The 19,742-nt window shown below is 72.1% G+C and carries 16 protein-coding genes; 6 read left to right on the top strand and 10 right to left on the bottom strand.

Annotated elements, in window-relative coordinates; genetic code table 11:
• Window positions 1-14 precede the first annotated feature (14 nt).
• Window positions 15-1,673: a multicopper oxidase family protein gene (locus tag QHG49_RS01800; protein ID WP_301487018.1), complete on the top strand. Its 1,659-nt coding sequence runs from the start codon at window positions 15-17 to the stop codon at window positions 1,671-1,673.
• Between the two features lie 60 nt (window positions 1,674-1,733).
• Here QHG49_RS01800 and icmF read toward each other — a convergent pair whose 3' ends face one another.
• Window positions 1,734-4,964: a fused isobutyryl-CoA mutase/GTPase IcmF gene (gene icmF, locus QHG49_RS01795; RefSeq protein WP_301487017.1), complete on the bottom strand. Its 3,231-nt coding sequence runs from the start codon at window positions 4,962-4,964 to the stop codon at window positions 1,734-1,736.
• A 284-nt stretch (window positions 4,965-5,248) separates the two neighbouring features.
• Between icmF and QHG49_RS01790 the strand changes: the two genes are divergently transcribed.
• Both QHG49_RS01790 and QHG49_RS01785 read left to right on the top strand, forming a co-directional pair.
• Window positions 5,249-6,397 (top strand): acyl-CoA dehydrogenase family protein, encoded by a 1,149-nt coding sequence (locus tag QHG49_RS01790; RefSeq protein ID WP_085563472.1) that lies wholly within the window; start codon window positions 5,249-5,251, stop codon window positions 6,395-6,397.
• A 74-nt stretch (window positions 6,398-6,471) separates the two neighbouring features.
• Complete coding sequence (locus tag QHG49_RS01785; RefSeq protein WP_301487016.1) at window positions 6,472-7,713, top strand: TetR/AcrR family transcriptional regulator; 1,242 nt, start codon at window positions 6,472-6,474, stop codon at window positions 7,711-7,713.
• A gap of 8 nt (window positions 7,714-7,721) precedes the next feature.
• On the opposite strand, the gene QHG49_RS01780 is transcribed toward QHG49_RS01785, so the two are convergent.
• A complete protein-coding gene (locus QHG49_RS01780; RefSeq protein ID WP_301487015.1) occupies window positions 7,722-8,096 on the bottom strand; it encodes a MerR family transcriptional regulator in 375 nt (124 codons plus the stop codon).
• 119 nt (window positions 8,097-8,215) lie between these two features.
• Between QHG49_RS01780 and QHG49_RS01775 the strand changes: the two genes are divergently transcribed.
• Complete coding sequence (locus QHG49_RS01775) at window positions 8,216-9,148, top strand: NADP-dependent oxidoreductase (protein ID WP_301487014.1); 933 nt, start codon at window positions 8,216-8,218, stop codon at window positions 9,146-9,148.
• Window positions 9,149-9,627: 479 nt separating this feature from the next.
• Here QHG49_RS01775 and QHG49_RS01770 read toward each other — a convergent pair whose 3' ends face one another.
• On the bottom strand, window positions 9,628-10,575 hold the full coding sequence (locus QHG49_RS01770) for an amidohydrolase family protein (protein WP_301487013.1): 948 nt from the start codon (window positions 10,573-10,575) through the stop codon (window positions 9,628-9,630).
• Between the two features lie 33 nt (window positions 10,576-10,608).
• Window positions 10,609-11,061, bottom strand: coding sequence for a MarR family winged helix-turn-helix transcriptional regulator (locus tag QHG49_RS01765; protein WP_159697979.1), 453 nt, complete (start codon window positions 11,059-11,061; stop codon window positions 10,609-10,611).
• Window positions 11,062-11,132: 71 nt separating this feature from the next.
• On the opposite strand from QHG49_RS01765, the gene QHG49_RS01760 reads away from it, so the two are divergent.
• On the top strand, window positions 11,133-12,083 hold the full coding sequence (locus QHG49_RS01760) for an NAD(P)-dependent oxidoreductase (protein ID WP_301487012.1): 951 nt from the start codon (window positions 11,133-11,135) through the stop codon (window positions 12,081-12,083).
• Between the two features lie 118 nt (window positions 12,084-12,201).
• Here QHG49_RS01760 and QHG49_RS01755 read toward each other — a convergent pair whose 3' ends face one another.
• A complete protein-coding gene (locus QHG49_RS01755) occupies window positions 12,202-13,290 on the bottom strand; it encodes a zinc-binding dehydrogenase (protein WP_301487011.1) in 1,089 nt (362 codons plus the stop codon).
• Between the two features lie 91 nt (window positions 13,291-13,381).
• On the opposite strand from QHG49_RS01755, the gene QHG49_RS01750 reads away from it, so the two are divergent.
• Complete coding sequence (locus QHG49_RS01750) at window positions 13,382-14,275, top strand: LysR family transcriptional regulator (protein ID WP_301487010.1); 894 nt, start codon at window positions 13,382-13,384, stop codon at window positions 14,273-14,275.
• Between the two features lie 190 nt (window positions 14,276-14,465).
• Here QHG49_RS01750 and QHG49_RS01745 read toward each other — a convergent pair whose 3' ends face one another.
• From QHG49_RS01745 to QHG49_RS01725, 5 genes are read right to left on the bottom strand one after another with little or no spacing between them, the layout of a single operon-like run.
• Complete coding sequence (locus QHG49_RS01745; protein WP_301487009.1) at window positions 14,466-15,377, bottom strand: STM4011 family radical SAM protein; 912 nt, start codon at window positions 15,375-15,377, stop codon at window positions 14,466-14,468.
• 10 nt (window positions 15,378-15,387) lie between these two features.
• Window positions 15,388-16,746, bottom strand: a complete 1,359-nt coding sequence (locus QHG49_RS01740; RefSeq protein WP_301487008.1) for an STM4012 family radical SAM protein — start codon at window positions 16,744-16,746, stop codon at window positions 15,388-15,390.
• Window positions 16,743-17,549, bottom strand: coding sequence for an STM4013/SEN3800 family hydrolase (locus tag QHG49_RS01735; RefSeq protein ID WP_301492665.1), 807 nt, complete (start codon window positions 17,547-17,549; stop codon window positions 16,743-16,745). Before QHG49_RS01735 ends, QHG49_RS01740 begins: the two co-directional genes overlap by 4 nt.
• A 1-nt stretch (window position 17,550) precedes the next feature.
• Window positions 17,551-18,792 carry an STM4014 family protein gene (locus tag QHG49_RS01730; RefSeq protein WP_301487007.1) on the bottom strand — a complete coding sequence of 414 codons (1,242 nt, stop codon included), beginning with the start codon at window positions 18,790-18,792 and terminating at the stop codon, window positions 17,551-17,553.
• Window positions 18,773-19,738, bottom strand: coding sequence for an STM4015 family protein (locus tag QHG49_RS01725; RefSeq protein WP_301487006.1), 966 nt, complete (start codon window positions 19,736-19,738; stop codon window positions 18,773-18,775). Before QHG49_RS01725 ends, QHG49_RS01730 begins: the two co-directional genes overlap by 20 nt.
• Window positions 19,739-19,742: the final 4 nt, after the last annotated feature.

The raw sequence follows: 19,742 nt of genomic DNA, 5'->3' as shown, positions 1-19,742 counted from the left end.
AAGAGGCATCCCCTATGAACAGCATCAACCGTCGTTCCACCCTGCTGGCCGGTCTCGCCGTCGCCGGGACCGGAGCGCTCGCCGCGTGCGGCGGCTCCGGGGCCACGCCGGCCCTGGTGAGCCCCGACAGCAAGGTGGTCGCGACCACCGAGAGGAAGCGCAAGGGCACCGGCAAGGTGCGCGAGGTGACCCTGACCGCCGCGCCCGCCCTGCTCGACATCGGCGGCAAGGTGACGGCGAAGAGCTGGGCCTACGGCGGTCGCACCCCGGGCCAGGAGATCCGGCTCCCGGCCGGTGACACCCTCGCCGCCGAACTCTCCAACCAGCTCCCGGACCGGACCACCACGTCCGTCCACTGGCACGGTATCGCCCTGCGCGCCGACATGGACGGCGTGCCCCCGGCCACCCAGAATGCGGTGCGCGCCGGCCACAACTTCACCTACCGCTTCCTCGCCGACACCCCCGGCACCTACTTCTTCCACCCCCACGTGGGCGTCCAGCTCGACCGGGGACTGCACGCCCCGCTCATCGTGGAGGACCCGAGGGAACCGCTGTCGTACGACGACGAGTGGGTCGTCGTGCTGGACGACTGGGTCGACGGTGTCACCGGCTCCCCCGACCAGGTCCTCGCCGAACTGAGCCACGGCATGGGCGACATGGACATGGGCGGTTCGGGGGGCGGTTCGGGTGACGGCTCGGGCCACGGCGGCGCGAGCCACGGTGGCTCCTCCGGCCATGACATGGGCGACATGGGCGGGATGGACATGGCCGGCATGGACATGAGCGGCAGTGATGCGGGCAAGGGGGGCGGCAAGGCGTCGTCGTCCGGCTCGATGAAGTTCATGCTCATGAGCGCGCGAAGCAGTCTGCTCGGCGGCGACGCCGGTGACGTCAAGTACCCGTACCACCTGATCAACGGCCGCGTGCCGGCCGACCCCGACGTCTACACCGGCAAGCCCGGCAAGCGGGTGCGGCTGCGCGTCATCAACGCCGGCGGCGACACGGCGTACCGCGTCGCGCTCGGCGGCCACAAGCTGACCATCACCCACACGGACGGCTTCCCGGTCGCCCATCAGCAGGTGGACGCGCTGCTGGTGGGCATGGGGGAGCGGTACGACATCCTCGTCACGCTCGCCGACGGGGTCTTCCCGCTGGTCGCCCTCGCCGAGGGCAAGGACGCGAGCGGCCTGGCACTGGTGCGCACCGGTTCCGGCGCCGCGCCGAAGGCGACCGTCCGCCCGAAGGAACTGGACGGCATGATCATGAACGCCGCCGCGCTGAAGGCCGCCGACGACGTGCGCCTGGACACGAGGAAGACCGACCGCGTCCACCGGATCGAACTCACCGGCGGCATGGCCGAGTACGACTGGGGCATCAACGGCCGGCGGTACGACATGAAGCACCCCACCGCCGACCCCGTCCTGGTCGAGCAGGGCCAGCGGGTCCGGCTGGACTTCGTCAACAAGACCGACATGTGGCACCCCATGCACCTGCACGGACATACGTACCAGCTCGGTACGGGCGGCCCGCGCAAGGACACCACCATCGTGCTGCCCGGCCGCACGGTGTCCGTGTACTTCGACGCCGACAACCCGGGCCAGTGGATGCTGCACTGCCACAACGCCTACCACGGCGAGGCGGGGATGATGGCGCTGCTGGCGTACACGGCCTGACAGCGCGGGGAGGGGGGAGCGGACCGAGCCCGCTCCCCCCTCCGCGTATGCGCACGTATGTCAGACGTTGCGCCGGTACTGGCCGCCCACCTCGAAGAACGCCTCGGTGATCTGCTGGAGGGTGCACACCCGCGCGGCGTCCATGAGCACCGAGAACACGTTCTCGCCCGCGACCGCCGCCGCCTTCAGGGCGCTCAGCGCGGCGTGCGCCTCCTGCTGGTGCCGGGCCTGGAAGTCGTGCACCCGCTCCAGCTGGGAACGCTTCTCCTGCTCCGTCGCGCGGGCCAGCTCGATGGCGCCCGGCTCGGCACCCTCGGTGTGCGGGTTGCGGAAGGTGTTGACGCCGATGATCGGCAGCGAACCGTCGTGCTTGCGCTGCTCGTAGAGCATCGACTCGTCCTGGATACGGCCGCGCTGGTAGCCGGTCTCCATCGCGCCGAGCACGCCGCCGCGCTCGCTGATCCGCTCGAACTCCAGCAGCACCGCCTCCTCGACCAGGTCGGTCAGCTCATCGATGATGAACGACCCCTGGAGCGGGTTCTCGTTCATCGCGAGGCCCCACTCCCGGTTGATGATCAGCTGGATGGCCAGCGCCCGGCGGACGGATTCCTCGGTCGGGGTGGTGACCGCCTCGTCGTAGGCGTTGGTGTGCAGGCTGTTGCAGTTGTCGTAGATGGCGATGAGCGCCTGGAGCGTGGTGCGGATGTCGTTGAAGTCCATCTCCTGGGCGTGCAGCGAGCGGCCCGAGGTCTGGACGTGGTACTTGAGCTTCTGGGAACGCTCGTTGGCGCCGTACTTCCGCTTCATCGCGACCGCCCAGATCCGGCGGGCGACCCGGCCGAGCACCGAGTACTCGGGGTCCATGCCGTTGGAGAAGAAGAACGACAGGTTCGGCGCGAAGTCGTCCACGTCCATGCCGCGCGCCAGGTACGCCTCCACATAGGTGAAGCCGTTGGCCAGGGTGAACGCCAGCTGGCTGATCGGGTTCGCGCCCGCCTCGGCGATGTGGTAGCCGGAGATGGACACCGAGTAGAAGTTGCGGACCTTGTGCGCGATGAACCACTCCTGGATGTCGGCCATCATCCGCAGCGAGAACTCGGTCGAGAACAGACAGGTGTTCTGGCCCTGGTCCTCCTTGAGGATGTCGGCCTGCACCGTGCCCCGCACGCTCGCCAGCGCGTGGGCGCGCAGCTGCTCCGCCTCCTCGGCGGAGGGGTCGCGGCCCTCGGCGGCGCGGAACCGCTCGATCTGCTGGTCGATCGCGGTGTTGAGGAAGAACGCCAGCACGGTGGGCGCCGGGCCGTTGATCGTCATCGACACCGAGGTCGTCGGCGCGATCAGGTCGAAGCCGTCGTACAGCGCCTTCATGTCGTCCAGGTTCGCGACCGAGACGCCTGAGGTGCCGATCTTGCCGTAGACGTCGGGGCGCTCGCCCGGGTCGCGGCCGTAGAGGGTGACCGAGTCGAAGGCGGTGGACAGCCGGGTGGCGGGCTGGCCCTCGGAGAGCAGCTTGAAGCGGCGGTTGGTGCGGAACGGGTCGCCCTCGCCGGCGAACATCCGCGCCGGGTCCTCGCCGTCGCGCTTGAAGGGGAACACGCCCGCGGTGAACGGGAAGTAGCCGGGCAGGTTCTCCCGCCGCCAGAACCGCACCAGCTCGCCGTGGTCGGTGAACCGGGGCAGCGCCACCCGGGGCACCTTGTTGCCCGACAGCGACTCACGGGTCAGCTTGGTGCGGATCTCCCGGTCGCGGATCTTCACGACCTGCTCGTCACCGGAGTACGACGCCACGACGGCCGGCCAGGTCTCGATCTGCCGGCGGATCTCGTGCGGGAGCTGCCCGCGGGCGTCGGTGAGCAGCGCGTCCACGTTGTCCGCGTCCGAACCGGCCGCCGCCAGCTCGCCCTTGACCAGGTCGAGGCGCTGCACCCGACGGGCCGCCTCGGCGAGCACCTCGGTCTCGGCGTGGTACGCGCGGACCGACTCGGTGATCTCCGCGAGATAGCGCACCCGGTCGGCGGGCACCACCTGGCGGATCCCGGAGGAGTGGCGCACATCGACGGGCGCGAGGGTGCCCTCCTGGAGGTGCAGTCCCTTCCCGTCCAGCTCCGTCTTCAGGTGCTGGAAGAGCGCGGTGACCCCGTCGTCGTGGAAGGTCGCGGCCGAGGTGCCGTACACCGGCATGTCCTCGGGCCTCTTGTCGAACGCCTCGCGGTTGCGCACCAGTTGGCGGCTCACATCGCGCAGCGCGTCCTTGGCGCCGCGCCGCTCGAACTTGTTGACCGCGACCACGTCGGCGAAGTCGAGCATGTCGATCTTCTCCAGCTGGGACGCGGCGCCGAACTCCGGCGTCATCACGTACAGGGAGGTGTCGACGAACGGCACGATCGCCGCGTCGCCCTGGCCGATGCCCGGGGTCTCCACGATCACCAGGTCGTACCCGGCCGCCTTGACCACGTCGATCACATCGGTGAGGTGCTCGGGCAGCTCATGGCTGCCACGGGTGGCCAGGCTGCGGAAGAACACCCGGTTCCCGTCCAGGGAGTTCATCCGGATCCGGTCGCCGAGCAGGGCGCCGCCGCCGCGCCGGCGGGTCGGGTCGACCGCGATCACCGCGATGCGCAGCTTGTCCTGCTGGTCCACGCGGAAGCGGCGCACCAGCTCGTCGGTCAGCGAGGACTTGCCGGAGCCGCCGGTGCCGGTGATGCCGAGGACCGGCACCACCCGGCCGGCCGCGGCGGCCCGCAGCCGGTCGAGGAACTCCGGGGGCAGCTTGCCGAGTTCGGCGCCCGTGATGGCCCGCGCGGTGGCGAACCGGTCGCCCGCGAGCACGGCGTCGGCGTCGGCGGGCTTGCCCTCCCAGAGGTCGAAGTCGCAGTCCCGTACGACGGAGTTGATCATCCCGGCGAGGCCCATCCGCTGGCCGTCCTCGGGCGAGAAGATGGTCACCCCGTGCGCGCGCAGCCGGGTGATCTCCTCGGGCACGATCACCCCACCACCGCCGCCGACCACTCGGATGTGCTCCGCGCCCCGCTCGCGCAGCGACTCGACCAGGTACTCGAAGTACTCGACATGGCCGCCCTGGTAGGAGGAGACGGCCACGCCGTGCGCGTCCTCCTCCAGCGCCGCGTTCACGACCTCCTGCACCGACCGGTTGTGCCCGAGGTGGATCACTTCGGCGCCCTGGGACTGGAAGATGCGCCGCATGATGTTGATCGACGCGTCGTGCCCGTCGAACAGAGCGGATGCGGTGACCAGGCGTACGGGGTGCACAGGCGAGTGCAGTTCGCTCATCGGGGGCCTTCCGGGACAGGTCGGGGGGACGCTGATCAGAGAAATACTAGGACGCCCTAGTAAACCGCAGTAGTCGTAGCCGATGTGAGCAGCGGCACAGTCGGCGGCGCGCCTTTGTGAATCCGGATCAGTGTGCGCAAGTGGTGCGCCGGAACCAGTGACCCCGCTTCACGCGCCATCACCTCACCACTTTCGCCTCAAGTGAATCCCGAGTAGTCTCCGCTGGCGCATCCGGTCGCACGACGGCACCGCCGCGGTTCTCGATCCCTCTGAGAAAGCTGATCATGAAGCGAACCCTTTTCGAAGCCGAGCACGAGGACTACCGCGAGAGCGTGCGGGCCTTCATCACCAAGCATGTGGTGCCGCACTACGCGGACTGGGACAAGGCGGGGATCGTGCCCCGTGAGCTGTTCACGGGCCTGGGCGAGCTGGGCGCGCTCGGCATCGCGGTGCCCGAGGAGTTCGGCGGCGCGGGGATCAAGGACTTCCGCTACAACACGATCCTGCACGAGGAGGGCGCGCGGGTGGGCGCCATCCCGGCGATCCTCGGCCCGACCCTGCACGCGGACGTGGTCCTGCCCTATTTCCTCGATCAGACGAACGACGAGCAGAAGGCCCGCTGGCTGCCCGGCATCGCCTCCGGTGAGACGATCACAGCGGTCGCGATGACCGAGCCCGGCACCGGTTCCGACCTGTCCGGCATCCGCACCAAGGCCGTCCGCGACGGCGACCACTACGTCATCGACGGCGCGAAGACGTTCATCACCAACGGCATCAACGCGGACCTGGTCGTCGTCGCCGTGCGCACCGGCGAGCACCCGCACCGCGGGCTCAGCCTGATCGTCGTGGAGCGCGGCACCCCCGGCTTCGAGCGCGGCCGCAAGCTGGAGAAGGTCGGCCTGCACGCCCAGGACACCGCCGAGCTGGTCTTCACCGGCGCCAGGGTGCCGGCGGCCAACCTGCTCGGCGCGGAGGGCGAGGGCTTCTTCGCCCTGACGCGCAATCTCGCGCAGGAGCGGATGTCGGTGGCGATCGCCGGTCTGGCGCAGGCGGTGGCGGCCTTCGACTGGACCGTCGAGTACGTGCGCGAGCGCAAGGCGTTCGGCAAGCCGATCGGCTCCCTCCAGGTGATCCGGCACCGCCTCGCCGAGCTGGACACCGAGATCGAGATCGCCCAGCACTACCTCGACCGCTGCGTACTCGCCCTGAACTCGGGCGAGTTGACGGTGGTCGACGCCGCCAAGGCCAAGTGGTGGTGCACCGAGCTGCAAGGCCGGGTCATGGACGCCTGCGTGCAGCTGCACGGCGGGTACGGCTACATGCTGGAGTACCCGATCGCGCGGGCCTGGCAGGACAGTAGGGTGAGCCGGATCTACGCGGGCACGACCGAGATCATGAAGGAGATCATCGGCCGTTCGCTGGAACTCGGCTAGACCGCCGGTCCAGGAGGAGACGGCTCGCGGTGGGATCCGGTGTGGAAACGGTTTCGCGGAGGGGTACGGCGGTGATGGGACCCGGTGTGGAGACGGTCGCCCCGAGCGGTACGGCGGCGACGGGACCCGGGGCGGAGCCCGCCGCCCCGCCCGTGCGGGCGACGCGGCCGCGCAACCGCCGCGAGCTGATCATCGCCGCCGCGCGGGAGCTGTTCTCCCGGGACGGCTACGCCAACGCGGCGATGAGCGACATCGCGGCGGCCGTGGGCATCGGCCCCTCCGCCCTGTACCGGCACTTCGGCGGCAAGCAGGAGCTGCTGCACGCCGTCGTCACCGAGGCCCTCGACTCCTGCCTGGCCGGCCTCTACCCGGCCGGGCCCGGCGAACTCGACGCCCTGGTACAGGACTTCGCCGCGTCCGCGCTGGCCCGGCGCGAACTGGGCGTGCTGTGGCAGCGCGAGGCCCGGCACCTGCCCGCCGAGCAGCACGCGGAACTCACCCGGCGGCTGCACGCGGCCCGGCGCACCCTCGCCGGGCAACTGAGCGCCGCCCGCCCGGAGTTGGGACCCGCCCACACCGAGCTGCTGTCCTGGGGCACCCTCGGGGTGGCGGCGAGCCTCGCCTACCAGCACGTGGAACTGACGACGCCGGACCTCGTCGCACGTCTGATGCACCGCGTCGCAACCTCGGCCCCGCCCGGACTCGGCGAGCCCCGGCTCGACGCGCCCCGGGGCACCCTGCGCCACCGCTCCCGCCGGGAGGCGCTGCTCGCCGCCGCCACCGAGCTGTTCGCCGAGCGCGGCTACGCCTCGGTCAGCCTGGAGGACACCGGCGCGGCCGTCGGGATCGCCGGGCAGAGCATCTACCACCACTTCGCCAGCAAGCACGACCTCCTCGCCACCGCCGTGCACCGCGGTGCCGAGCGGCTCTGGGTCGACCTGGCCGAGGTGCTCGCCTCGGCGCTCGACCACGCGGGCGCGCTACGGCACCTGGTGTGGCGCTACGTCCGTATGGCGCTGGTCTCCCGGCACCTGGTGACCGTGATCGCCACCGAGGCCGAGCACCTCCAGGAGGCGGACCGGCTGCGCACCCGGCAGTTCCAGCGGGACTACATCGCCGAGTGGCTGGAGCTGCTGCACGCGGTCCACCCGGCCATGACCCCGGCCGAGGCCCGCGTCCGGGTGCAGACCGTCCTCACCGTCGTCAACGACGTGGCCCGCACACCCCGGCTCGCCACCCGGCCGGGGATAGACCGGGCTCTGTACCAACTGGACTGTGAACTGCTGGAGTTGGAGCCCGTCCCCCTGCCCGAGTGACTCCCGTCCTACCGCGATCCCGCCGCCACCGGCTGCGGACCCGCCTCGATGACGATGTCCAGGAGGCCGCGCGACGCCTGGAGATCGTCGATCGCGCGGCTGATCCGCTCCCGTTCCTTGCGCAGCCCCGCGACGAGGTCCGCGCAGACCGGCACCAGCCGCTCGCCCTCCTCGCGGACACACGGCAGCACCTTCGCGATGGTGTCCGTGGTGAGCCCGGCGGCGAGCAGGGCGCGGACCCGGCGGACCGTCTCGACATCCTGCTCGTCGTACACGCGGTACCCGCTGGGCAGGCGCTCCGGCGACAGCAGGCCCTGCTCCTCGTAGTAGCGCAGCAGCCGCTCGCTGACCCCCGTGCGCCGCACCATCTCACCGATCCGCATGGCGGCCTCCCCGGCTTGACTCTCACATCGGTGTCAGACTTTGACGTGAGCTCCGACGCGGCACCACGACGGTCGCCGCCCCGGCCGTAACGCGGCCCGGAACATGAGGAGTTGACGCCATGCGTGCCGTTCGGATCCATGCCCACGGCGGGCCCGAGGTGCTCACCGTGGAGGAGATCGCCGACCCGGAGCCGGAATCTGGGCCGGCGTCGGATGCGGATTCGAGTGCGGACGCGGAGTCGGCGCCGGGTGCCGGTGAGGTGCTGGTGCGGACGGTCGCGAGCAGTCTGAACCCGGTGGACTGGAAGACCCGGGCCTGGGACGTGGGCCCCGCCCTGCCGGTGACGCTGGGCTGGGACCTGGCCGGGATCGTCGTGGCGAGTTCGGCGCCGGAATTCGCGGTCGGCGACCGGGTGATCGCGATGTCCGCGCAACTGGCCACCGGCCTGGGCACCTGGGCCGAACTGGTCCGCCTGCCGGTACGGCTGCTCGCCCACGCCCCGAGGACGCTCACCCTGGCCGAGGCCGCGACGCTGCCGCTCGCCGGGACCACGGCGGTGCAGGCCCTCGCCGCGCTGCGCCCGGAGAGCCGCGCCCGGCTCCTGGTCACCGGAGCCGCGGGCGCCGTGGGCGGCCTCGCGGTCCAACTGGCCCACCGGGCGGGCGTGTCGGTCGACGCGCTGGTCTCCCGCCCCGAACACATCGAGGTCGTGAGGGAGTTCGGCGCCGCGGCCGTGACGCACTCCGTCGCGGAGCTTCCCCAGGGCACGTACGACGCGGTGCTGGACACCGCGGGCGTCGACGTCACCCGGGCGCTCGCCGACGGTGGATCGTACATCTCGGTCTCCGACGCGCCGCTGCCCGATGTTGCGGGCGCCGCGAAGAGTTACGTCCAGGAGAGCAGCAAGGACCTGGCGGAACTGGTGGACCTGGTCGACGCGGGGCGGCTGAAGGTGCGGGTGGCCGCGCACTATCCCCTCACGGAGGTGCGGGCGGCCCATGAACGCTTCGAGGCGGGCGGTCTGTCGGGCAAGGTCGTGCTGCTGTTCTGAGCCGGTCCGGTGGCCGGAACCGGGCGGGCGGCGCAGGGCGTAAGTGGCAGGGCCTTCCGCCATGGATCAGGTCGAACCGGCCTCCCCGCGCCACCGGCGCCGCCGCGTCGCGCCCGCTGGCCGCCCCGGCGTCCAGCACGGAACCCGGCCGGGAGGGGAACTGGTGCAGAACCTCCCGGTGCGCCTCGGCGAAGCTCACGCTCTCGTACTGCCGCGCGAACACCTCGGCCACCTCTCCGTACCTGGCATTGCTCGGCATGACCCGCAACCGCTCGCCGACCGTCTCGCCGCTCATGGCGGGGGAGCGCCTACGACACCGAGTCCAAGGTGCCGTCGGACGGATGACGTGTTCGTTGCCGAGCCGAGGACGCTCATCACCGGCCGATACGCCCACCGCCGGGGCTACTTGCTTGCCCACCGGGCCGTCCCGCGCGGGACACATGACATCCCGCACGCTGCCGTAACCTGCCGCGCCGACGTCACGCCAGCTCGAACAGCTCCGCCGCGTTGTGGTGGCAGACGGCCCGCAGCCACTCCTCTCCGAGGTCCAGCCGTTCCAGGGCCTGGAGTTGGTGGAGGTAGGGGTAGGGGATGTTGGGGAAGTCGGAGCCGAGCAGGACGCGGTCGCCGAGGTCCGCGAGCCGGGGCAGGGCGTGGCCGGGGAACGGCATCAACGCCTCGGTGAAGTCGGTGAACGCCATCGTCGTGTCCAGCCGTATCTCCGGGTACCGCTCGGCGAGGCCGAGGAAATCCTCGTACTCGGGCATCCCCAGGTGCGCGACGATCAGCCGCAGCCTCGGGTGCCGCGCCAGCACCCGCGCGATCGGTTCCGGGCCGGTGTGCTTCCCGGGCGCGGGCCCGGACCCGCAGTGGATCACCACGGGTACCTGGGCCTCGGCAAGGACTCCCCAGGCCGGCCGAAGCAGCTCGTCGGCCGGGTCGTACGCCCCCACCTGCACATGCGCCTTGAACACACGCGCGCCCGCCTCGATCGCCTCGCGGACGTACGTCTCGACGCCAGGCTCGGGGAACAGCGTGGCGGTGTGCAGGCAGTCGGGGGTCCGTCGGGCGAAGCCGGCCGCCCAGCCGTTGAGCCACCGGGCCATGCCGGGCTTGTGCGGGTAGAGCATGGCGGTGAAGGCACGGACGCCGAACCGCCGCAGCAGTGCCGCGCGTTCCGCCTCCTGCTGCCGGTAGCTGATCGGCCAGGCCAGCCCGCCGGTCAGCGGACCCTGCGCGTCGAAGTACTCCCAGACCTTGTGCAGGACACGTTCGGGCATGAAGTGCGTGTGCACGTCGATCAGACCGGGCAGCCCGAGCCGGTCCCAGAATCGGCGGACCTCGGCAGCCTCCTCGTCGGAGCGGCTCGCGGAGGTGGCTGCGACGGGATCGGTGGCGTCGGTGGGTGCCGGTCGGTGATCGTTCATGGCGCCCACGATCGTCCCGCGCCGACAGTCACGTCAATCGCGTCCTTCCGGCGGAGCGAGTACGGCCCGTAGCGCCTGCCGGAACAGCGCGGCCGTGGGCGCGTCGAGCGGGGCGAGGAACGCGTCCTCGGCCGCGAGGTACGCCGCGTCGGCCTTCTTGTAGAGCGCGAGCCCGTTCTCGGTCAGCTCGATCGCGTTGCGCCGGCGGTCGGCCGGATCGGGCTTGCGGGTGACGATGCCCTTGGCCTCGAAGCCGTCGATCAGGGTGACCATCGTGGTGCGGTCGACACCGAGCTTCGCCGCGACCGCCTGCTGCGACATCGGCTCGCGCCCGACGAGCACGCGCAGCACGCCGAAGTCCTTGCTGTCGATGCCGAGCGGGGCGAGCGCGGCGTCGGTCAGCGCCGTCAGCCGCAGGTGAGCGTGCTTGACGAGATATCCGAGCGCGTCGTGCGGCTCCCTGGCATGCGGGGCGGGGGTTGGCATACCCGCCATCCTATCTCTAGGCTGATAATCAGCGAAACTGACAATCAGCTGTGCCGACGAAAGAGGCAATGATGATTCTTGTGACAGGCGGAGCCGGGTTCATCGGCTCGCACACCGTTCGCGCGCTCCATGCGGCGGGGGAGAAGTGCGTGCTCCTCCAGCGCCGCACCCCCGCGCTGCCGCCGCAGCTGCACGACGTGCCCGCGGCGATGGCTCAGGGCGACATCGCCGACCTGGAGAGCCTGCGTGAGGTGGGCCGTCGGCACACCATCGCCGGGATCGTCCATCTCGCCATCACACCGCCGTGGGCGGCGGGCGGCGAGGACGCGGTCGGGGCCGTGGGCCGTGCGCTCGACGGATTCCTCAACATCGTGCGGGTCGCCGAGGAATGGGGCGTACGGCGTGTCGTCGTCGCCAGCACCATCGGCGTCTACGGCGGCGTGGCCGCCGAGGGTGCGCTCGGCGAGGATCTGCCGCTGCCGATGGGGTACTTCCATGCCATCCCGACCCTGAAGAAGGTCACCGAACTGCTGGCCGGACAGCTCGCGGCCGAGTCCGGCATCGAGATCGTCGCCGCGCGCATCTCCGGCACCTGGGGCCCGGGCGGCCACCTGCCCGACCCGTTCTTCCCGGCCCCGTCGCTCGCCCACGCCGCAGCGCGTCGCACCGTCCCCGACCTCTCCGGCCTCGCGCACCAGCCGTACGCCGAGGACTCCCTCGACCTCTGCTACGTCAAGGACACCGGCCGCGCCCTCGCCCTCCTCCAGCGCACGCCGGTGCTGCGCCACACCACGTACAACGTCGGCTCGGGCCGTGCGACGAGCAACGCCGAGGTGATCGCCGCGATCGCCGCCACCGAGCCCGGCTTCCACACCGAACTGCCCTCCCGGGACACCACGGCACCGCGTCAGTGGCTCGACACGACCCGCCTGCGCGAGGACACCGGCTTCACCCCGGAGTACGACACCGCCGCGGCCGCCGCCGACTACATCGGCTGGCTGCGCGCGGGCAACGAACGATAGGGGGCGGCATCAGGAGAGCACCGACATCGTCGTACCGGACGCCGACCCAGGCGTCTCTGGTCCGGGGGAAAGGGCAGCGCAGCCTTCCCGGCAACCCGGGTCGAGGAGCGTGCGGCTGTCAGCCGGCGCGCGGGGTGAGGACCGTACGGTCGAACGGACCGCCGTGCGCGGCCGCGTACGCGATGGCGTCGTTCACGGCGTCGAGCGGGAAGGTCCGGACCCGGTCGGGGGCGAGGTCGAGCGTGCCGGAGGCGATGAGCCGGATCAGGCCGACGTTCGCCGCGCGCGGGCCCAGCCACTGGCCGCGCACGGTGACCGAGTTGCGCATGAGCCATGGGTAGGGGAGGGAGAGATCCGCGCCGCCGAGCATGCCGACGCCGCCCATGAGGACCACACGGCCGTACTCGCGGACGGTCATGGCCGCCGCCCGGGTCACCGAGGTGGGCGCGGACGGCGGAAGCAGGTCGATCACCACATCGACCGGGCCCTGCGCGGCCGCGGACATGGCGTCGCGGTCCGTGTCCTCGTCGCCGGTCAGCTCGACCGGCCGCACCCGTCGGCCGAACCGGTCCGCGAGGAGGTCGAGCGCGGCGCGGTTGCGGCCCGGAGCGACCACGCGGCCGGCCCCCATGGCGAGTGCCACGGCGACGGCGGCGCTGCCGAGGTTGCCGGTCGACCCGCTGACGAGCACCGTCTCCCCGGCTTCGAGACCCGCCGCCAGCAGCCCTCCGTAGGGGATGGCGTAGACGACGAGGGGGGACCAGCGGGCCGGGTCGTCCCGCGCCTCCGGCGGGAGGGGGTGGACGTTCTCCGTGGGCACCCGCATGGATTCGGCGAACGCCCCGTCGGGCAGATGCCGGGCCAGCCTGGCACCGCCCTCGCCCCGGGAACTCAAGCCCTGGAGCATGATGTCGGGAGTCAGCGCGTCGTCACGCGAACGCACCGTCGGATCGCACCACACCAGATCACCCACGCGCAGCCGGGTGGCGTCCGGACCGACCCGCACGACACGCCCCACGCCACCGGGACCCGGCACCACCGGGGGTTCGAGGGGGTAGTTCCGCCGACCGCTGAAGACCTCCTCGGTGTACGGCAGGACACAGGTGGCCAGGACGTCGACCACGACTTCGCCACCGCCGGCCCGGGGCTCGGGCACCGATCGCACGGTCAGCGGGGCACCGAACCCGGTCAGAACTGCTGCTCGCATCTGCGGCCTCCTTGATCGCCTGTCCCGAGGCTAGGGACGCGCAGGGCATGCGCCAAGCGACGATCTCGCACACCTGGTATGCGTAGTGCGCATGGACTTCTCCAGCACGGCTCTACGGGTTCTGCGGCAGGTCGCCGACTCGGGGAGCTTCACCGCGGCCGCCGCCCAGCTCGGCTACACCCAGTCGGCGATCTCCCGCCAGGCGGCGGCCCTCGAACGGAGCGCGGGTGCCGCCCTGTTCGAGCGCCGCTTCGACGGGGTGCGGCTCACTCCCGCCGGTCTGACGCTGCTGCGGCACGCGCGGACGATCCTGGGCTCCGTCGCGGCGGCCGAGCGGGAGCTCACCGGCTCTGCCGCGCCGACGGCACGGGTGCGGCTGGGGACGGTCCCCAGCGCGGGCGCGGTGATCCTCCCCGGTGTGCTCGCCCGGCTCGCGACCGCCGCCCCGCACATCGACGTCACGACCCGCGAGGGCACCACGCCCGCCCTGCTCCGGGCCCTGCGCGCGGGCTCGATCGACATCGCCGTACTGACGTCCCGCCCACCGCACCGGCCCTCGGACGGCGAGTCGCCCCGGCTGCGCATCGAGCCGGTCGAGGACACCGAACTGCTGCTCGGAGCCCCGACGAACGGGCCGTTCTCCGGCCGCGAGGAGGTGCACATCGACGAACTCGTGGACGCCCCCTGGATCGCCGCCCCGTCCACGGGCGCCGAACCCCTGCTCGGCGTCTGGCCGGGACTGCCCGGGCGGCCGCGGATCGTCCACACCACACGGGACTGGCTGACGAAACTCCAGCTGGTCGCGGGCGGTTTCGGCGTGACGACCATCCCGGCCCGCATGTCCACCGTGCTGCCGCCCGGCGTGAGCCTGCTGCGTGTGGAGGGGGTACCCGCCGAGGTCCGCCGGATCCTCACGGCCCGCCTCCCCGGCCGACCGGGCCCGGGGATCGCCGACGTCCTTCGCGCGATCACCTCGACGGTCTGAGCCGGGCCACAGTTGCTGGTCTGTCCTGGCATCAGGACAGGGACAGGGACAGGGGCGGGTACGGGTACGGAGACGGGCGAGCGGTCACTCGGGAGCGGCTTCCTGTCCACCACCGAGGGCCGCTCCGTGCGCCAGCCCCGCGCCGCGCACCTGGGACTGCCGCTGGGCATCACGGTGGTGTCGGCCGCGCTCATGGCGGTGGCGACGGCATTCCGACGACGGTGCGGCCTCGACCACCCCCGACCGGGCCCCGGCCGGGACCCGGCGCCGGTATCCGCTCCAGCACCCCGCCCGCGAAAACGTCGTACAGCGGCAGCGTCTCCAGGTGGACATAGCCGATGTGGCAGTCGCAGACCGCGAGCGGACAGGCGCGGGGCCGCAGCGCGTCCCGATACGAGCCGTCGTACAGGTTTCCCAGCTCGGCGCGGACGAAGTGGCAGCGGCGCACCGTGCCCTCGCCGTCCACCGATATGACCGACTCCCCGGTACGGCAGGGCAGGCCCGCGCTGCGGTGCGGGTGGCGGCTGTACGGGAAGAGCGGGTCCAGCGCGGTCCAAGCGTCGGCCTCGCCGTCGGTGTAGGTGTGCCCCTCGGCGGCGTTGACCCAGAGATAGACCTGCTCGGGCAGCTCGGCGCGCAACCGCCGGGCGTGCTCCAGATGCTCGGGCAGGCCGACCACGCCGACACTGTGCCGGACCCCTCGGTCCGCCAGGTCATGGCACTTGGCGAGGAAACGGTCGTACGGCGTCTGCCCCGGGTGGTACGTGCACCACAGCGCGAGCGTGTCCAGGTCGGCGGCCGCGAGCCAGTCGGTGCGGCAGCTGAGGTTGGTCTGGATCGCCACCCTGCGGATGTGCGGCAACCGGCTCAGCTCCACGAGCGCCCGCCGGTACCAGGACCGCACCAGGCCCTCACCCCACGGGGTGAACAGCAGCGAGAGCCGGTCGCCTTCCTGCGCGGCCACCCAGTCGGCGAACCGCTCCAACGCGGCACGGTCGGCGGACAGCTGGGCGCGGCTGTCGCGCCGCTTGGCGAACGGGCAGTACGGGCAGTCGTAGTCGCACGACGCCAGCGGGCCCCGGTAGAGAATCGTCAGATCCATGCGCGCACCGTCACTTCACCTCGTACGCGGCCATCCGCGCCCGCACGGCGGCGGAGAACAGCTCGGGACCCACCGCGTCCGAGTGCGCCAGCCCCTCGGGGCTCAGCCGCAGCAGCCCGGGGCCCGCCGAACCGTCCAGCCAGCCCCGCTCGGCGAACCGGTCCAGTTCGGCCGCGAAGTCCTCGCCGGGCGCGCTGCCGAACCGCTCCCGGTACCCGGCCACCGGCATGCCCTCGGCCTGGAGCAGCGACTGGAGCAGATGACGGCGGCGCGCCTCGTCCCCGGTCATCTCCCAGCCGAAGTCCGCGTGCCGGAAGCCGTCGGTGGAGCGGGCGGTGTACGTGTCGATGATCCCGCGTATGCGGTGCATGTCCACCGCGTAGTCGAACGAGTAGTGCAGCCGGGAGGTGTACGACCGCGCGCCGCAGCCGAGACCGACCATGCCGTCCGTCTGGCACGCGTAGTCGCCCGCACCGGTGTCCGGGGCGTCCGCGCGGCGGAACATGCGCATCGACACCTGCTCGTAGCCGTGCGCGAGCAGATGGTCGCGGCCGTGCCGGTACAGCCGCAGCCGCTGCTCGTCCCACTCGGCGTCCGCCGACACCGCGCGCTCGCGCTGCCGGCCGAGACCGGTCAGCGGGCGCACGTAGAGGGGATACAGATACAGCTCCTCCGGCCGCCAGGCGAGGGCCGCGTCCAGGGAACGGGTGAAGGACTCCTCGGTCTGGCCGTCGATGCCGTAGATCAGGTCGATGTTCAGGACGGGGATCGCCACGTCGCGGACCCGGGCGAGGGCCGCCTCCACGTCCGCCCGCCGCTGCGGCCGTACGGCGGTGCGCGCCTCCGCGTCCACGAAGCTCTGCACGCCCAGGCTCAGCCGGGTTATGCCCCGCTCGGCCAGCACCGCCAGCCGGTCGGCCGTCGCGGTGGCGGGCGAGGCCTCCATGGACAGCGGGATCGCGGTCAGATCGGCGCCCAGTCCGTGCTCGGCCAGATCGCACAGCCGCTCCAGCTCCGCCGCCTCCAGGAACGTCGGAGTGCCGCCGCCGAAGGCCGCGTTCGCGAACCGCGCCCCCTCGCCCAGCGCCTCGCGCACCGCCGACGCCTGCCGCTCCAGCGCGTCCAGATAGGCACCGGTCAGGCCGTCCGGCGCGCCGATCCGGGTGAAGAGGTTGCAGAAACCGCAGCGCACCTCGCAGAACGGGATGTGGAAGTAGAGCGACAGCGCGCCCTTCGGTTCGTCCGCCCACAGATCGCGCAGCGACGCCCGCGCACGGGGCAGCGGGCGGTAGGCGGTCTTGTGCGGATAGGCGTAGACGTACTGCTGGTACGGGCGGACGGCGGTGGCCGTCGCGATGGCGCTGGTCATCGGGCCTCGTCGACGAAGAAGTGGGCGTAGGGGACGGTCCAGACGACGTCATGGCCGATGCGGTGGCCCGTGTAGCCGTCCTCGCCGTACGCGGTGCCGTGGTCGGAGCAGACGATCGCGAGGCACGGGCGGCGCGCGGAGGCGGCGGCCAGGAGGCGGCCCATGTGCCGGTCCACGTACTCCAGGGCCGCCGCGTGGGACTCCCGGGTGTCGCCCGCCTCCTTGGTGGCGCCGGGCAGATGGAACCAGTTGGGCTGGTGCAGCGCCGCCACGTTCACGAACAGGAACAGCGGCTGGTCCGCGGGGAGACCGGCGACGACCTTCTCGGCGCACGCCACCTGGGCCTCGAACGAGGTGGGGGAAGCCACCCCGAACTCCGGCTCCCAGTGGCTCTCCTGGAACATCCCGGGCAGCACCGAGCCGAGCGGGCCCTGCTTGTTGAAGAAGCCCACCCCGCCGATGCACACCGTGCGATAGCCCACGGCGGCCAGTCCCGTCACCAGGTCGGGGGTGTCGTAGACGAAGGTGCCCGTAGCGGTGCTCTCACTGCCCGCGAAACGGGCGGCGAACAGCCGCGGGTGCGGACCCGGCGTGGCCGGCGTCGGCAGGAAACCCGCGAACATCGCCTGATGGGAGGCGTAGGTGAAACTGCCCGGCGCGTGCCGCCGCTCCCACACACCGCCCGGCAGATGCCGGGCCAGATGCGGGATGCGCCCGGCCGCCGCCAGCTCCTGCGCGACGTCGTAGCGCAGGGTGTCCAGCGTGACCAGCAGCAGATCGTGGCTGCCCACGATCTCGGTCATGTCAAGCGGGGATGTCATGGTGGTGCTCCTCGTGTTCCGGCCGTCGAGCGACGTGATGGGGAGGTCGTACGACGGATTCCGGAGGTTGTACGACGTGCTCGGGCCGGGGGCCGGCCTGTTCCGTCGGCCGTACGGCGGTCCGGGCCGCGGCGACCTGCGCGGCGTAGGTGTCCAGGTGCTCGGCGCCGCTGCCGGGGAGGCCGGTCAGCCGGGGGAGCAGGTCCCCGAAGGCGTTCACCTCGCCGACGGTGAAGCGACGCCATCCGGTGGCCGGCAGGATGTCCACGCCGACGCAGAGCGTGCCCGGGAAGCACGCGGCAGCCCGCTCGGCCACCTCCAGGACCTCGGCGAAGTCGCCGCCCGCGGCCCGGATCGCCGCGCGGACCGCGTCCAGGTCGCCCCGGGCGCCGCCGAGATGCAGATTGGTCATGGGGTGCCGGCTGGTCCGTACGACGGCATGCGTGGCACGGCCCGCGACCACGACCACCCGCAGATCGGCCGCCCGGCCGTCCCGCATGGCCTTCGGCAGCCACCGCTCCACATGGATCCCGTCCGGGACCAGCGCGTCGACCAGGGCGGCGACCTCACGCTCCGAGGTGTAGTCCCGCACCCGCAGCGAGTTGTACAGCCGGCCGTCCTCGGTCCGCTCCACGGACGTCGTCGCCTTGACCCGCCCCGGGCCCGCCACCGACAGCGCCACGACACCGGAGGCCGACGAGCCGTGCGCCGCCTTCACGAACACCCGCGAGAACCGGGCCTCCTTGAGCTGCCGCCGCAGCCCGCCCCAGCCGTCGAACGGGCCGGTCAGCGCGGGCGGTACCGGGACGCCGGCGGCGGCGAGCCGGGCATGGCAGCGCCGCTTGTCGAACATCACGGCGATCTCCTGCGGGTCCGCGCTCGGCACCGCACCCGCGTGGCGCGCCGCCTGAGTCAACTCCCTTACCACGGAGGTGAAACGGCGGTACCACAGCGCCGTGCCCTCGACCCGGGTCGGCTCGTCGACGCCCCGCAGGAGCCGGTCGACCTCGGCGTTCTCACCGGGGGAGTCGATCCGCACCCGCTCGCCCGGCGCGAAGCCGTACCGGCCGCGCAGCACGTCCCGCCAGGCGAGCACGCGCGGCGCAGGGTGTCCCGCGGCGCGTACGGCGTCGGCGAACATGGTCGTCCGGCGGTTCTCGGGGTTGCCGACGACGGCGAACCGGAGGCCCGCGCCGACCGACGGCTCACTCGGAGACGGCGACATAACGCCACTCCTCGTCCCGCCACCGGCGCGGCTCCTGACGCCCCGACAGGTCGACGTCGGTCCCGGCGGAGCCGACGGCCGTCCTGATCCGCTCGGCGACGGCGTCGCCGAGGAAGTGGTGGTGCAGGTCGAGCCGCTTGAGGTGGGTGAGCGGCTGGCCGCGCAGCAGGGCCTCGCCGCCGGCGTCGGTGAGGATGCCCATGGACAGGTTCAGCGACTCCAGCTGGGCCACGACGGGCGCGGCGGCGATCGCGGCCGCGATCTCGTCCTGCACCTCGCTGTCCTGGAGGCCGAGATGGCGCAGCGCCGGGAAACGGCCCCCGGCGAGGACGGGCGCGAGGTCGGCCACCGTCGCGTCGCCGCCGTACGTCGCCACGCCGAGCCACAGCTCCAGCCGCTCCAGGGCGGGCAGTTCGCAGGCGCCGACCGCCCGCACCACCTGCCCCGGCAGGCCGCCGGACTCGAACCGCAGCACCCGCAGCGCCTCGTGCCGTACGGGCCGCAGCGACAGGGGCTCCTCGCCGAGCCCCTGCGAGTCGCCGCCGCGCACCCCCAGTTCCTCCAGCAGCGGGAAGGTCTCCAGGACCGGGGTGACGTCGGTGAGCTGGAGCCAGGAGATCTCGCACTCCTCGCCGGTGACATCGGCGAGGAACAGGGCGCGCAGCGCCGGGAAGCGCCCGGCGTCGGCCAGGATCAGCTCCAGCACCGGACGCAGCTCGCTGTACTCGTCCTCCCACCAGGGCCCGATGACGAGCGCCCGGACCCGCGCGCTCGGCACCCGCTCCGTGAAGCTCTGCCACACCTCGGGGAAGGGAATGTCCCCGGCCTCGAAGCAGTCCAGCCGCCAGGCCACGTCGCTTGCGGCCGGAAGCGGCTCCTCGCCCGGCTCGGGCAGGGTGAAGACGGGCAGCCCGTGAAAGGTCTCGAAATGATCGGCGAAGGTCATGCCG

Source organism: Streptomyces sp. WP-1 (genome assembly GCF_030450125.1).
Classification (GTDB): domain Bacteria; phylum Actinomycetota; class Actinomycetes; order Streptomycetales; family Streptomycetaceae; genus Streptomyces; species Streptomyces incarnatus.
Note: the sequence above shows the minus strand (reverse complement) of the source record. Positions and strands in the feature narration are given on the sequence as shown.